12 protein-coding genes are annotated in these 14,046 nt (G+C 68.2%); 7 read left to right on the top strand and 5 right to left on the bottom strand.

Annotation, left to right across the window (positions count from 1 at the left end):
• The 3 genes from ACFZBT_RS40360 to ACFZBT_RS40350 all read left to right on the top strand — a co-directional run.
• On the top strand, positions 1 to 474 hold a 474-nt coding region (locus ACFZBT_RS40360), incomplete at its 5' end, for an SDR family NAD(P)-dependent oxidoreductase (protein WP_391115453.1).
• A 354-nt stretch (positions 475 to 828) separates the two neighbouring features.
• Positions 829 to 2,130: a DUF3533 domain-containing protein gene (locus tag ACFZBT_RS40355; RefSeq protein ID WP_391115450.1), complete on the top strand. Its 1,302-nt coding sequence runs from the start codon at positions 829 to 831 to the stop codon at positions 2,128 to 2,130.
• A gap of 248 nt (positions 2,131 to 2,378) precedes the next feature.
• Complete coding sequence (locus ACFZBT_RS40350) at positions 2,379 to 2,948, top strand: TetR family transcriptional regulator (protein WP_391115447.1); 570 nt, start codon at positions 2,379 to 2,381, stop codon at positions 2,946 to 2,948.
• A 198-nt stretch (positions 2,949 to 3,146) separates the two neighbouring features.
• On the opposite strand, the gene ACFZBT_RS40345 is transcribed toward ACFZBT_RS40350, so the two are convergent.
• From ACFZBT_RS40345 to ACFZBT_RS40335, 3 genes are all read right to left on the bottom strand, one after another.
• Complete coding sequence (locus ACFZBT_RS40345; RefSeq protein WP_391115444.1) at positions 3,147 to 4,964, bottom strand: GMC oxidoreductase; 1,818 nt, start codon at positions 4,962 to 4,964, stop codon at positions 3,147 to 3,149.
• 239 nt (positions 4,965 to 5,203) lie between these two features.
• The gene (locus ACFZBT_RS40340) at positions 5,204 to 5,920 is read right to left on the bottom strand and encodes a flavin reductase (RefSeq protein ID WP_391115441.1); all 717 of its coding nucleotides are present in this window, start codon (positions 5,918 to 5,920) and stop codon (positions 5,204 to 5,206) included.
• Between the two features lie 38 nt (positions 5,921 to 5,958).
• Positions 5,959 to 6,747, bottom strand: a complete 789-nt coding sequence (locus ACFZBT_RS40335) for an enoyl-CoA hydratase-related protein (RefSeq protein ID WP_391115438.1) — start codon at positions 6,745 to 6,747, stop codon at positions 5,959 to 5,961.
• A gap of 564 nt (positions 6,748 to 7,311) precedes the next feature.
• On the opposite strand from ACFZBT_RS40335, the gene ACFZBT_RS40330 reads away from it, so the two are divergent.
• Positions 7,312 to 7,947: a CGNR zinc finger domain-containing protein gene (locus ACFZBT_RS40330; RefSeq protein WP_391115435.1), complete on the top strand. Its 636-nt coding sequence runs from the start codon at positions 7,312 to 7,314 to the stop codon at positions 7,945 to 7,947.
• Between the two features lie 112 nt (positions 7,948 to 8,059).
• Here the strand turns inward: ACFZBT_RS40330 and ACFZBT_RS40325 are convergent, their stop codons facing one another.
• On the bottom strand, positions 8,060 to 9,412 hold the full coding sequence (locus ACFZBT_RS40325; RefSeq protein ID WP_391115431.1) for an FAD-dependent oxidoreductase: 1,353 nt from the start codon (positions 9,410 to 9,412) through the stop codon (positions 8,060 to 8,062).
• A gap of 308 nt (positions 9,413 to 9,720) precedes the next feature.
• Here ACFZBT_RS40325 and ACFZBT_RS40320 point away from each other — a divergent pair, with 308 nt between their 5' ends.
• Positions 9,721 to 10,323: a TetR family transcriptional regulator gene (locus ACFZBT_RS40320; protein WP_391115428.1), complete on the top strand. Its 603-nt coding sequence runs from the start codon at positions 9,721 to 9,723 to the stop codon at positions 10,321 to 10,323.
• A 215-nt stretch (positions 10,324 to 10,538) separates the two neighbouring features.
• Positions 10,539 to 11,441 (top strand): alpha/beta fold hydrolase, encoded by a 903-nt coding sequence (locus ACFZBT_RS40315; protein ID WP_391115425.1) that lies wholly within the window; start codon positions 10,539 to 10,541, stop codon positions 11,439 to 11,441.
• 4 nt (positions 11,442 to 11,445) lie between these two features.
• Here ACFZBT_RS40315 and ACFZBT_RS40310 read toward each other — a convergent pair whose 3' ends face one another.
• On the bottom strand, positions 11,446 to 12,207 hold the full coding sequence (locus ACFZBT_RS40310; protein ID WP_391115422.1) for a TetR/AcrR family transcriptional regulator C-terminal ligand-binding domain-containing protein: 762 nt from the start codon (positions 12,205 to 12,207) through the stop codon (positions 11,446 to 11,448).
• A 160-nt stretch (positions 12,208 to 12,367) separates the two neighbouring features.
• On the opposite strand from ACFZBT_RS40310, the gene ACFZBT_RS40305 reads away from it, so the two are divergent.
• Positions 12,368 to 13,789, top strand: coding sequence for an aldehyde dehydrogenase family protein (locus tag ACFZBT_RS40305; RefSeq protein WP_391115419.1), 1,422 nt, complete (start codon positions 12,368 to 12,370; stop codon positions 13,787 to 13,789).
• Positions 13,790 to 14,046: the final 257 nt, after the last annotated feature.

Below are 14,046 nucleotides of genomic sequence, written 5' to 3'. Positions count from 1 at the left end.
CAGATCGGCCTGAACGTGGCCAGCCTGGTCGACGTCACCAGGGCGTTCATCGGCCAGCTGACCGGTGTCCTGGTCAACATCGCCAGCTCCCTCGGCTACCAGCCGTGGCCGAGCGCCGCGGTCTACGGGGCGACCAAGGCCTTCGTGCTGAGTTTCACCGAGGCGCTGTGGCAGGAATCGCGGGGGACCGGCCTGCGGGTGCTCGCCCTCTCCCCGGGCCCGACCCGCACCGAGTTCTTCGACACGGCCGGCTCCGACAATATGGCCCGCGGTGTCCCGTTGCAGACCCCGGGTCAGGTGGTCACGACCGCGCTGCGCACGCTGGACCGGCGCAACCCGCCGCCCAGCGTCGTCTCCGGCACCTTCAACTGGGTGACCACCCTGAGCGCGCGCTTCATCACCCGACGGGCCAACGTTCGCTTCTTCGGCGCGTTCACCCAGTGGCAGATGCGCTCAAGCGGGCCCGGCCACTGACCCGCTCCGGACCGCCGTCAATGGGAGGGCCCCGGCTTCTGCCGCGCCGGCGAGACCACGACCTGGCCACAGGCGGCGTCGATCGATCGCTTGCAGCGGTGAACTGCCGCCGCCCCCTCGGGAGTTGGTCTCCCGATTTGGCGGCCTGAAACCGATCGGTTTACAACGGCCATGAAACCGGCTGGTTTCCCACAGGGGGCGGTCACGACCGTAATCCAGTGAGGTTGCCGGAGCGGTCACCGTGTTCCCCTGCGGTTGTGCAAGCCGAGGGTTGAACCCCAGAGAGCTCCCGGCCTGCAATGGCGCCGTCCGGTCTCCCCCCTATGTATCTGTGTTGCCCAGACGGAGTAAGTCATGAATGGAATTCACCCCTTCCGCGTGCTGCGTGCCAGGCCCCTCTGGATAGCCGGCGGCGTCATCACGGGCGTCCTCGCGCTCCTGTTCGGCATCTTCTACGTCGGCCCCAATATCGATCCGGTCAGCCATACGAAGAATCTGCCGGTCGGCCTGGTCAACTCCGACAAGGGGGCCGGTGTCGGCGGCAAGCAGGTCAATCTCGGGGCGCAGATCACCGGGTCGATCAAGACGTCCACCGCGAGTGGCGGCAAGATTGACTGGAAGGTGATGGACGAGAAGGAGGTGAAGGAGGAGCTCGGCAAGGGCAAGCTGTACGGCGCGCTGGTCGTCCCCGCCGACTTCACCTCCTCCGTCACCGCACTGACCGGATCCTCGGCAACCGGTGATCCAGTTCGCCCGCAGCTGACGGTGCTGACCAACCAGTCCGCCGGCAGCATGGGCTCCAACATCGCCCGGCAGGCGGCGACGACGGCGGCCGAGGGCGCCTCGCTTCAACTGGGCAAGCAGCTGACCGCGCAGGCCCGAGCCCAGCAGGCCGAGTTGCCGACGGCGGCCCGCGTCCTGCTGGCCGATCCGGCCGCGGTGACCGTCGAGGACGGGCATCCACTCGACTCTCACAGTGGCCTGGGCCTGTCGGCGTTCTACTACGCGCTCGTCCTCGTGGTCTGCGGCATGCTCTCCGCCAACGTCATCAGCGGCCAGGTCGACCACGCCCTCGGCTACACCCACAACGACATGGGCCCGCTGCGCATCCATCGTCCGCTGATCAAGGCCACCCGTGTGCAGAGCCTAGCCATGAGCAGCACCCTCATGGCGGCCCTGTCCCTACTGATGGGCACCTTGGTCATGGTGGGAACGATCGGCATCATGGGGATGGACGCCTCCCACCTGCCGCTGCTGTGGTTGTACTCGGTGGCCGCCATCGCCGTCTCCGGGATCGGCGCCCTTGCCCTGCTCGCCGTCTTCGGCACGCCCGGCATGCTGGTGGTCACGCTGGTCTTCATCGCGATGGCCGTGCCGACGGCCGGCGCCACCACCCCGATCGAGTCGCTGCCCGGCTTCTACCGCTTCCTCGCCGAGTTCGAGCCGCTGCGGCAGATCACCGACGGCCTCCGCTCGATCCTCTACTACGACGCACAGGGCGACGCGGGCCTGACCCGGGGCTGGCTCATGATGGCCGTCGGCCTCGCGGCAGCCGCACTGTTCGGCTTCGGTATGACGAGCTGGTACGACCGCAAGGGGCTGCACCGCACGCACGCAGCGGAGGCGAAGCACAAGGAGCCCGCCGTCAAGGCGTAGAGGACCGTACTCACGTACACCAGAGACCGGGCCACTGCGCGGAGTGGCCCTCGGTGTGCGTCGCTCCGTGGGGACGGGAGGCGTGCACACCCCAAGGGCTCGGCGGCGGCACTCACGCAGCCGCCGCCGAGCCCTCCGCTCGGACTCGGATGCCCTTCGGTCATGAAGCCTGGCACCCGCCATCACCCGAGCTCCACCATGGAAACCGATCGGCTTTCTTTTCGTCGGAATGGAGTTGACCTCTAACCATGACAACCCAGGCGAAGGCGACTCCCCGCGAGCGACTGTTGGAGGCAGCCGCCACGCTCACCTACCAAGAAGGAGTCGGCGTCGGTGTCGACGCGTTGTGCAAGGCCGCAGGGGTGTCGAAGCGTTCCATGTACCAGCTCTTCGAAAGCAAGGACGAACTCCTGACGGCGAGCCTGGAGGAACGCATCACCGACTTCGCGGCGCGACTCCTGCCCGCAGTGGACGATGGCCGCCCGCCGCGCGAGCGGATCCTGCACGTGTTCGAGCAAGTGGAGTCCCACGCGGGCGCGCCGGAATTCCGAGGCTGCCGCTACCTTGCCGTACAGATCGAGCTCAAGGATGAGGGCCATCCCGCAAGCCAGGTGGTCCGCCGGGTCAAGGGGAATCTGACGGCCTTCTTCCGTACCGAGGCCGAACGGGGTGGGGCGAGCGATCCCGACCTGTTGGCCAGGCAGCTCAGCCTCACCTTCGACGGCGCCGTAGCCCGCGCGAGCAACAGGGCCGAGAACCTGGCTGGGCTCATCGGGCCCACCGTGGGCGTCCTGCTCGACAGTGCAGGCGTGCGTTGACGGACCTCGCGACTGATCCGGCCCACTCTTGGCGGCGACTCACGTGCCTCCCGCATGCTTACTCGCCCGGGGTTTCCCGTAGCTGCCGCAGCGGCCGGCCTGAACAAGCGCCCGCGAGCCCGCCGTGGGGGCCTGGTCAACGCCCACGGCGTCCCGTGTCCGCCCGAGCCCCTGCTCAGGGGGCGAGGTGCGGTGCGGCTACCTCTTCGGCGGCACGGTCGGCATCCCCAGGAACGGCAACTTCAGAGCGCCGAAGGCATCGGACGGGACTGCCGGGCTTTGGGGCGTCACAGGCGTCAGGCGTTCGTAGGCCGCTCCCGGCGCCGGCCGCGGGTCTGCTTCGCCCTTGTTGGGCCAGGCCGACATCGCGCGCTCGGCCTGGGCCGTGATGGTGAGGGACGGGTTGACTCCGAGGTTGGCGGAGATCGCCGCTCCGTCGACGACGGAGATACCGGGGTGGCCGTACAGCCGGTGGTACGGGTCGATCACGCCTGTCTCGGGAGTGTCGCCGATGGGGCAGCCGCCCAGGAAGTGAGCGGTGAGCGGCATACCCATCAGCTCGCCCACATTACTGCCCGCGAAGCCGTCGACCTCGGCAGCGACGACGGAGGCGGCCTCCGAAGCCGCCTTGATCTGCTTGGGGTTGGGCGCCCCATGGCCCTGACGAGCCAGCAACAGTCCCTTGCCCACGCCCTTCGGCTTCAGATAGGTCGTGAGGGAGTTGTCCAGCGACTGCATGACCAGACCGATGATCGTCCGCTCGGACCAACGGCGGTTGGAGAGCGAGCGGGCCATGAGCACCGGGTGCTTCGCCACATTGACCAGCCAGCCCAGGAACCTCGACGAGCCCTCGGCGTACGGGACTTGCAAGACGAACCCGGCGCCCATCGCGTTCGATCCCTTGCCGTAGCGGACGGGCTCGATGTGGGTGTTCGCGTCGGGGTGGATCGAGGACGTGATCGCCACACCCCGCGTGAAGTCGAGGCTCTGCCCTCCGGTGGCCTTGCGATGGCGCCGGACGTCCGCGTGCGCACTCACCAGGGCTTCGGAGTTGGTGCGGGTCAGATCGCCCAACCGCCCGGATACGTACGGGAGTTGGCCGCCCGTTCTCATCCGGTGCAGCAACGTCTGCGTACCGTAGGTGCCGGCCGCGATGACCACGTTCCGCGCCCTGAACGTGCGGCCGACGCTTTTGCGTTTCCGGTCCGTCGGCCGGGTCCTGACCGTGTACCCGTCCGGCGATTCGTCCGTGATCGCGACGACGGTCGTCATGGGGTGGACGACGGCACCCGCCTGCTCGGCGAGATAGAGGTAGTTCTCGTTGAGAGTGTTCTTCCCGCCGCGGCGACAGCCCGTCATGCATTCACCGCATTCGACACAGGCCTTGCGGGCCGGGCCGACGCCACCGAAGTACGGGTCGGCCACCTCCTCTCCCGGCTTGGCCTTCGTCGTCCCGTCGGCGTCCTGGCCGTCGCCGAAGAAGACCCCTACGGGGGCCATGTGGAAGGTATCGCCCACGCCCATCTGTTCGGCGACCGCCCGCAGATGGACGTCCGCCGGGGTCGTAGTCGGGTTGAGCCGCACCCCGAGCATGCGCCGGGCCTGGTCGTAGTACGGCTTCAGCTCCCCTTCCCAGTCGGTGATGTCCTTCCACTGCGGGTCCTCGAAGAACGGCTTCGGCGGTTCGTACAGGGTGTTGGCGTAGGTGAGGGAGCCACCCCCGACCCCGGCCCCGGCCAGTACCGCCACGCTGCCCAGCGGATGGATACGCTGGATGCCGTACAGGCCGAGCCTGGGTGCCCAGAGATAGTTCCTGACGTCCCAGGAGTTCTTGGGCAGCGAGTCGGCGGTGAACCTGCGGCCCGCTTCCAACACGCCCACGCGGTAGCCCTTTTCGGTGAGCCGAAGGGCGGTGACGGATCCGCCGAAACCGGAGCCGACGACGATTACGTCGTAGTCGTACGCGGAGTCGTCTCTGGGCTCGTCCGGATTCGTGGAAGAGTTCTTCCGTGACACGTGCTCTCCTCATTGAGAACGGGTGACTCGGAGCCGTTCTGATGGGCGGCTGCGTGGTCAAGCGAGTGAATAGGGCAGTGACGCGCCTTCTGAACCAAACGCTTACGACGTCACAAGCAATTGAGCGGACGGGTGCGAGGTGACACACCGGCGGGTCGGCGCGGCCCGAACCGGACTCGGAGTGCCGGACAGTCGGTCAGCCGACCCTCGAGGGGTGTCACCACGTCACGTGCTGAAGGTCAGTCGAGGGTGGTGGTGGAGCCAGACGGCGACCATGCCGGCGTGTCGACCGGCGAGTAGTACGTGTCCTTGCCATCCAGACGCACCATACGACGACTGGCGCGCTCCTGGACCACCTCGGCGTCGAGCGGAGTCTCGAACGCGTTGTCCACGACGGTGTATTCGGCGGCGAGTCGCCCCACCGGAGCGATGGCACCGAAGTCGACCCGGCCGTCCACATAGAGGTCATCACGGACGTAGAAGCGCACCACGTTGCCCCAGACGACGTTGTTGAGTCCGTCGGGCGAGGAGAAGATGTGCTCGACGGTGCACTCGAACGCGATGGGCGCGCCCTTGATACGCGGCGGACGAACGGCCTCGGACGGCACCTTCTCCAGCCCGACCGCGTCGAACTCGTCGACATCGGGCTCGAACTCGAAGGCGCTGCGGTTGAGCCCGTTGATCTGCGGCAGGGTGGCCATGTTGGTGACGAACTCGCCGGTGTCCCGGATGTTGACGAAGCTGTCCTTGAGCGTGGCCCCGTCCGAGCGCGGCTGAATCGACAGCGAGATCCGGGGCGGCTTGCGCCCGACGACCGTGAAGAAGGAGATGGGGGCCAGGTTGCCCACGCCCTCGGTGGACAGGGTGCTCACCCAGGCGATGGGGCGAGGGATGACGCTGCCGATGAGCAGTTTGTAGGCGGACTTCGCGTCCAGGTCGGCGGAGTCGATGATCATGTGGTGTCCCTTGGTGAGTGTGGGGGGAGAGCTGCGGGTCAGCGGCCCTTGAAGGGCAGTACGGGGCGGGGGCGTCCCTCCTTGAGGGCCTTGGCGGCGGAGGCCAGGCCGTCCTTGACGTCCTCGGTCTCGTAGAGCGGGACGGCGAGGTCGAACAGGTGCTGGTCGGCGGCGGGGATGCCGCCTGTGGCCCAGGAGCGCAGCAGCGCCTTGTGCACGACGTGTGCCCGGGTGGGCCCTGCGGCGATCTTTTGGGCGAAGGCCTCGGCTTCGGCGCGGAGTTCGTCGTCGGGGACGACGCGATTGATGACGCCGGCCTGGGCCATGACCGTGGCGGGTACCTGCTCGGAGGTCAGTGCCCATTCGTAGGCGCGGGCCCGGCCGGCCCGTTCGGCCACGCGGTGGATTCCGCCGAGGAGGGTGACGATGCCGAGTGACTGCTCGGGATGGCCAAAGCGGGCGCTCTCTCCGGCGAAGATGATGTCGGCGCGCAGCGCGAGTTCGAACCCGCCGCCGAAGCACAGTCCCTGGACCGCGGCCACGACCGGGATGGGGAGCTGTTCGAACCGGTTGACCACGCTCATGATCTGGTCGAAGTCGGCTCGCAGGCTGGTGCGGTCGGCGTCGAGCCAGGGCCGGAAGTCGCCGCCGTAACTGAAGTCGGGTCCCTCGGCTCGCAGCACGACGGCGCGGGCCTGGCTGCGCGTGATGGTGTCGACGGCGTCGCTGAGCTCCTGGGTGAACTCGGGTGCGAAGCGGTTCTGTGGGGGATTGTCGAGGACGATCGTGGCGACATCGCCCTCGATGGAGTGGGTGAGAACGGGCATGACATTTCCTTGGCTATCGACAGTAGGGGCGGGCCCGCGGCCCATCGGGTGAGGCGGTCGTAAACCGGTTGGGGGCGGATTGCGCGACGGTGGAGACCTCGTGCTGTGCGGGGCGAACTGGCCTCCGCCGCCGATGAGCGTCAGCCGGCCGGATTTCAGGACCTGTCCGCTGCGCGCCGGCGCGGGCCCGTCAGCGATACCAGGTCAAGAACGCGCCGAGGGGTGCGGCGATCGCGCCGAGCCCCTCCGAGCGCGTGGCTGCTCCGTCGACGACGGCAGTGCCGGCGGTAGGGAGGCGTGATGGCGCGACGGGGCCGACACGTTCCACGGTGACGCGGGCGTCATCGGCGGCGCGACAGCGGTGCCGCCACAGTTCTCCGGCTCCGGAGCGCCAAGAGCTTCCTGGGCGCTGTGGAGGCTGACGAGCTCATGAGCGACACCCTTCGTGTGGCTGCGTTGCCGACCCAACTGAAAGGACTGTACGCCGGTAGCTCATTTCATTTCAAGGTGCCAGGAGGTGTCGTACTCTGAGGCAGTGGCCACATGGCTATGGTCATGTCGGCCATGACGACGAGTGAAGGGGGCAGGGCCATGGCGTGGTCCGCGTCCACGCGGTACGAGGTTGAGCCCGCTCCCCTCGGGCTGGCGCTGGTGCACGACCTGCTCAACACCATCTCCGCCGGCCGCCCCCGGGCAGCGGATCTTCTGGGCGACCTCGCCGCCGCGCAGGCATGGGCCGACCAGGCACTGGAGTGCTGGGCCCAGGAGACGGCACAGGCCGCCGCGCAGGTGCGGCTCACCGAGCACGATCTCGAAGAACTTCGCGGTCTGCGTGCCGAGTTGAGGCAGCTTCTCGCCGCACCGGACGGCGATGGCCCACGCGGCGACGACGCCGACGCGGCGCCCGCCGTTCACATCGCGGCGGCGGCTTTGCGGATGGACCGCAGCGGGCGAGTCACCCTGGAGCCGCGCGGGCAAGGTTGGCGGTATGTGGCCGCCCTGGTGCTCCTCGAGATGTTCCAGGCCCAGCAGGCGGACACCTGGCGCCGGCTCAAGATCTGCCGCAACGCCCGGTGCACGACGGCCTTCTTCGACCGCTCCCGCAACAACAGCGGCGTGTGGCACTCCACCAAGACCTGCGGCAACCCGGAAAACCTGCGAGCCCACCGGGCGCGTCAGCGCGTGCGGACCGCCGGGTAGGAGGCCTGGGTCGGTGATCTGCCCGTTATCCCTATCGCGGTGGCGGGCCGCGGCTTCGTACGCGCGACAGGGGCGCCCGACGCCAGGCACCTTTGTCCTTCAGCGCGGGGGATCAGGACGAGACGTCGTCCCTTTTGAGCAGGTCCTCCAGATGGGAGGCGAGAAGAGAGACCGCGGCGCGGTTGTCCTGGTCGGTCATATGCTGGAGGTCGCTCAGCGCCGACCCCAGGCGTGAGTCGAGCAGCCATTCGAACAGGGCGGGTGAGCCGGACCACCGGTGCAGCCGCTCCATACGTGTGCCGAAGAAGGACAGCAGGTCGCGCGGGGTGCTGGGATTGAGCACCGGCGGGGCCAGGCTGTTGCGGGAGTCGTCGTCGAGGTCGAGGCACTCGAGCTTCCCGGCGATGGCGGCACTAGGTGCGAGCAGGCACGGCACCAACGCCTGGAGCGTGATCGCGCTGTCCTCGAAGACTGGTTTCGGCGGTTTCTGAGTGAGACCGTCCGCCGAGCAGTCGATGTACACCGTCCCCCGCGCCGATTGCACACTGCCCTCGTCGAGCCGGACGCCGGCCGAGTCGATGCGGCGTACCCGTCCCAGCCGTACGACGTGCTCGATCTTCCGGAGTTGAGCGAGCTCGGCCGAGCTGACGGTCGCACACCGGAAGGCGCTGGGCCTGACGTACGGGTCACGGCGAATGATGAGGTCCATCTGCTCCAGCGCACTGATCACGTCGTCCACCGAATTGCAGGCGAGCAGCTTCGTCAGCTCACCGAACCGGGACAGCGGTGCCTCCTGGTCCCGGTTGATCATCCATGCGTCACGTGGCGTGATCCAGGTGACGCGGTCGGGATCGACGCCGTGGTGCAGCAGCCACAGACACGCGTCCAGGCCCGTCTTGCCCGCCCCGATCACGGTGAACCGTTCCGCCCAACCGCCGAGGTTCACGAGCTGGTCGACCGGAACGATCGGTACATCGTCTTCGACGGCGTAGTTCAACTGCCTCATCGCGGGCACGGTGATGTTCATGTAGGAGGCGTCGACGACACGCTTCCTGACGGCGATCTGCGTCGACGTTCCGTTCACGAGGGAGTGCGCCCGGACGGTTGCGGGCCGGCCCGGCTCGACGTCGTCGACGTTGTGCATCGGCAGGTAGGTGACGCGGCCCGACCCCAGCAGGGTCTCGCGCATGACGCGGTCGTAGTAGTCGAGGATCTCGTGGCCCGACGCGAGGTTCGCTCCGAGGGAGTCGCTCGGCATTGCACGGGAGTGGACGCCGTAGACACTCGACGGGCCATGCAGCCTGACGAATGGGTACGACATCGTCCAGTGACCGCCCGGAGCGTGGTTGCGGTCCACTATGGCCATCGTGTGGGTGCTCTCCTTGACGAGAACGTCCGCGAAGGCCATTCCTGTGGCACCGGCGCCGATGATCAAGTAGTCGACCGTGATCGTTGTGGGGGGCATTGAACCTTCCAGATGTGTTCGGTACTCCGACGGGGCGGACCGTGGTGCGGAAGCCGGCCGTCGCGCGACGGCGGTGGGAGGCAAGCGCGAGGGCGGGCAGGCGGAGGCCGCGGTGGCGATCGGGGCGGTGCCGGGCCCACCGGGGTGGGTCATGACACGGCAACGCACCTCAGCCCGCGGACCGGCCGGCGAGCCCGGCCGGGCGCACGGCCGACGGTCAGCACGTCACGCAGAGTACGCCCAGATTGGCAGAGACTGTCAAGGCGGTCAGAGGCTGACAGGTGTGACGCGTGCTTTAACATCGGAGCGTGGACGAGAGGCGGATCGCCCTGCGCGAGCGGAAACGGCAAGCGGTGCGGCAGGAAGTGAAGGCGGTCGCAGTCGACCTCTTCCTCGCGAACGGGTACGAATCCACCACCGTCGACCAGATCGCCATGGCGGCCGGCCTGTCACCGCGCAGCTTCTTCCGTTACTTCGCGAACAAGGAAGCCGTGGTCATCTACGTGCTCGACGAAACCGGCACCGACATCGCCGACGCGCTGGCGGCGCGCCCCACCGAGGAAGAACCCTGGTACGCGTTGCGCCGCGCATTCGACGAAGTGATCGAGAAGTGGACGAGGAATCAGTCGCTGCCGATGATCCGCCTGATCCACGACACTCCGGTGCTGTACGCGAAGCATCTGCACCAAGAGGTCCAATGGAACGAGGTCATCGCCCAGTCGCTCGTCCCATGGCTCACGACAACGCCGCCCGGCGAGGAGCGTCGGCTGCGCGCGGGCGCACTCGCCGCCGCCGGCGTGGCCTGCTTCGCGTATGCCCGTCGGGAGTGGGTCGCCTGCGATGGCAAGCGCTCCGTGGCGGAGCTCCTCGACCTCGCCATGGATGCCGTTTCTCCGCTGTCCCGTCCGTAGAACCTCCGGCGGCCACCCGGCCTGGCGGGGCCTGCGGCGATCTGCTGGCATGACCGTGATCTGTTTGCTCATCTCAAGAGCTACTTGAGCAACATAATCAAAAGGCTTACGCTCATTGCATCCAGTGCAGATCCTCCAGCGCGGGGCAGCCGCCCTTTCGGCTGGAGCAGAACGCGCAACTGCGCCGCCGCCAAGGCGGCTTGGAGGTCGAACGCATGAAACAGGTGACCCGGCGACCCCACGCGGCCGATCGTGTCCGTCATCGGACGGTTCAGGCCGGCAGCCTGGAGGTTCCGATCCTTGAGGCAGGCAGCGGGCCACTCGTTCTGTGCCTCCACGGGTTTCCCGACCACGCCGCCAGCTGGACCGGGCTCTTCGACCGCCTCGCGCAGGAGGGGTATTGGGCGGTAGCACCCGCACAGCGCGGATACTGGCCCGGTGGCGCGGCGCCCGACGGCTCCTATCGCGCGTCGGCGACCGGGCAGGACGTCCTGGACCTGATCGAAGCGCTCGGGCGCGATCGGGCGGATCTCGTCGGTCACGATCTCGGCGCCCGGGCGGCGTACGCGGCGGCGAGCCTCGACGCCGCACGCGTCCGCAAGCTTGTCGGCATGGCGGTTCCCTACGGGCCGCAAGTGCGGACCGCTTGGCTCTCCGATGGTGACCAGCAGCGACGCAGCTGGTACATGTTCTTCTTCCAGACGGCCCTGGCGGAGCCGGCCGTCCAGCTCGACGACTTCGCCTTCATCGACCGGCTCTGGCAGGAGTGGTCGCCCGGCTACGAACTTCCGGACGCGGAGCGGGCCGCGCTCAAGGAGACCCTCCGTGCCCCGGGAGTCCTGACCGAGACCCTGGGCTACTACCGCCAGCTGTTCTCACCCCCCGCTGATGAGGCGACGCGAGCGCTGGAGGCCCGGGCGAGCGGTGCCATCACCGTCCCGTCGCTCTACCTCCACGGTGCCGACGACAACTGCTTTTCCGTGGAGGCGAGCGACGGCATGGAAGCCGTGTTCAAGAACGGCTTCGAACGCGTCGTCGTCCCCCGTGCCGGGCACTTCCTCCACCTTGAGCAGCCCAAGACGGTCGCCGATCACATCCTGGGCTTCCTGAACAACTGACCCATCACTCTTGCTTCTCCGGCTGATGGACCGCGTCCGCCGACCGGTCCTCTCCTGGTGCTCCTCCTTGAGGGGCTGACGTCGGGCTCGGGGATTCTGAAGGCGTTCTGGGAAAGCCCGAAATCGTGCGGGCAGCCACGTCTTGCTCGCCACCGTGCCCCTGGTGTCCGAAGGCGCGCAGAAGGAAGCACAGCATGCGGTCGGCGGTCTCCGCCGCGGTGGCGGCGTCGACCTGGCTCGGCGGCAGGGGAGTGAGGAAGAACCTGCTCATCATGGGGCCGATCACCAGATCGCCGAGCAGTTCGGCGTGCTCCACCGGCGGGATCTCGCCCCGGTCCACCGCACGTTGCGTTATCTCGTCCATGCGTTGGCGCACGGGCAGCATGAAGGCGTTCGTGAGGGCCTCGGCCAGGGAGGGGCTGTACGCGGCTTCGCCGATCAGGGTGCGCAGCACCCCTCCCTCGTTGCCGGTCAGAGAAGCTGCCTTGTCCCGGAGGAGGGCGCGCAGGTCGCCTTCGAGTGTGCCGGTGTCCGGCTGCGCCGTCAGTTCCTTGGCGTACGCGGCGGCGGCGTCGACGACCATGACCTCCTTGGACGGCCAGCGCCGGTAGAGGGTGGCGGTGGACACTCCGGCGCGGGCCGCGACGGCGGCGGTGGTGAGTGCGCCGTAGCCGCTCTCGGTCAGGACGGCCAGGGTCGCGTCCAGCAGCGCACGGTCGCGGGAGGCATCGCGGGGGCGCCCCCGGCGTGCCTGCGTCCCGGTCATCAGGCGGCTCCCGAAGAGGTCCGGCGGGACGCGTGGGCGGCGGAGCGGACTGGATGGTCGGGCTGCCGTACGGAACGTTGAGTAAGGGTGCGGTAGGTCACACGACAAGTATACAATGAAAGCGAAACGAAAGGCTTTCGTTTCGTATATGCTTCCGGGCATGAAGACCAACACACCCGCCGGCGGTCAGCCGGACATCGCTGTTACGTCGGCCCCTGCGGCGGAGACCGTCGCGCGACTGCGGGCCACGTTCGACACCGGCCGCACCAAGCCCGTCGCCTGGCGGAAGCAGCAGCTGCAGGCGTTGAGGCGTCTGCTGACGGAGCACGAGGACGTGTTCGCGCAGGCACTGCAGACCGACCTCGGCAAGAGCGCGACCGAGTCCCACATGGCGGAGATCGGCTTCCTGGTCAGGGAGATCGACCACACCCTGAGTCACCTCGACCGGTGGCTGCGTCCGAAGAGGGCCTCCGTGCCCCTGTCGCTGATGCCGTCCCGGGCCTGGACCGTGCGTGAGCCGCTGGGGGTCGTGCTGGTCATCGCCCCCTGGAACTATCCGGTCAATCTGGCGCTCGCGCCGGTCATCGGTGCCCTGGCCGCCGGCAACGCCGTCATCCTCAAGCCCAGCGAGGTCGCCCCCGCGACCTCGGCCGTGCTCGCCCACTGGCTGCCCCGGGTCCTGGACCCGCAGGCTGTGGCCGTCGTCGAGGGCGGGGTGCCGGAGACGACCGACCTGCTGGACCAGCGCTTCGACCACATCTTCTACACCGGCAACGGCGCGGTCGGGCGCATCGTCATGACCGCCGCGGCCCGTCATCTCACCCCGGTCACCCTGGAGTTGGGCGGCAAGAGCCCCGCTGTAGTCGAACCCGGCACGGACCTCAAGATGGCCGCCCGCCGCATTGCCCTGGGCAAGTTCATGAACGCGGGCCAGACCTGCGTCGCACCCGACTACGTGCTCGCGATAGGTGACGCGGGCGCCGAGATAGAGACGCACCTGGTCGAGGCGCTCCGTGAGATGTACGGCACCGATCCTGCCGCCAGCAACGACTACGGCCGCATCGTCAACGAACGCCACTTCGACCGGCTGGTCGGCCTGCTGAACGACGGCCGGACCGTCGTGGGCGGCGACCACGACCGCGAGACCCGCTACATCGCCCCGACCGTGCTGGCCGACGTCGACCCCGATTCCCCGGTGATGCGCGACGAGATCTTCGGCCCCGTCCTGCCCATCGTCCGGGTCCCCGACCTGGACGCGGCGATCGCCTTCATCACCGGACGGGACAAGCCGCTGGCCATGTACGCCTTCACCGCGTCCAAGCACTCCAAGCGGCGCCTGACCGCGGAGACGTCCTCCGGTGGCCTGGTCTTCGGCCTCTCGCTCCTCCAGCTCGGCGCGCTCGACCTGCCCTTCGGGGGCGTCGGTGAGAGCGGCATGGGCCGCTACCACGGCTCATACTCCCTGGACACCTTCAGCCACCTCAAGGCCGTCCTCGACAAGCCCCTCAAGCCGGACACGCTGGGCGTGGCCACCCCGCCCTACACCCGTGGCAAGGACCGGATCCTGCGACGCATCACGTGAGCCGGGTGATCCCCGCCCCGCAGCCAGGGATGACGACCTTCAGCGACACGACCACCGCCGAGCCGGGCCTCCGGGCCCGCCTCGGCACCAGACGACGGTTACCGACCGTCGCAAGATTGAAAGGAAGAAGGGGAGGAGGGCCCGTGAGGGCGCCGTGTCCCTGACCGCCATGAAGAAGATCGACTACCGTACCCAGACCACTTTGATCACCGGGGCGAGTGCTGGACTCGGCGCGGAGTTCGCCCGTCAGTTCGCCG

This window comes from Streptomyces sp. NPDC008137 (genome assembly GCF_042957035.1).
Classification (GTDB): Bacteria; Actinomycetota; Actinomycetes; order Streptomycetales; family Streptomycetaceae; genus Streptomyces.
The sequence above is the reverse complement of the archived record's forward strand: the minus strand, read 5'-3'. Positions and strand labels throughout refer to the sequence as shown.

What these genes read in the sequence shown, in the direction of transcription:
- ACFZBT_RS40330 (WP_391115435.1), top strand. Translation starts at nt 7,312, where the DNA reads ATGACGACGAGTGAAGGGGGCAGGGCCATGGCGTGGTCCGCGTCCACG.
- ACFZBT_RS40340 (WP_391115441.1), bottom strand. Translation starts at nt 5,920, where the DNA reads ATGATCATCGACTCCGCCGACCTGGACGCGAAGTCCGCCTACAAACTG.
- ACFZBT_RS40315 (WP_391115425.1), top strand. Translation starts at nt 10,539, where the DNA reads ATGAAACAGGTGACCCGGCGACCCCACGCGGCCGATCGTGTCCGTCAT.
- ACFZBT_RS40335 (WP_391115438.1), bottom strand. Translation starts at nt 6,747, where the DNA reads ATGCCCGTTCTCACCCACTCCATCGAGGGCGATGTCGCCACGATCGTC.
- ACFZBT_RS40350 (WP_391115447.1), top strand. Translation starts at nt 2,379, where the DNA reads ATGACAACCCAGGCGAAGGCGACTCCCCGCGAGCGACTGTTGGAGGCA.
- ACFZBT_RS40305 (WP_391115419.1), top strand. Translation starts at nt 12,368, where the DNA reads ATGAAGACCAACACACCCGCCGGCGGTCAGCCGGACATCGCTGTTACG.
- ACFZBT_RS40325 (WP_391115431.1), bottom strand. Translation starts at nt 9,412, where the DNA reads ATGCCCCCCACAACGATCACGGTCGACTACTTGATCATCGGCGCCGGT.
- ACFZBT_RS40310 (WP_391115422.1), bottom strand. Translation starts at nt 12,207, where the DNA reads ATGACCGGGACGCAGGCACGCCGGGGGCGCCCCCGCGATGCCTCCCGC.
- ACFZBT_RS40355 (WP_391115450.1), top strand. Translation starts at nt 829, where the DNA reads ATGAATGGAATTCACCCCTTCCGCGTGCTGCGTGCCAGGCCCCTCTGG.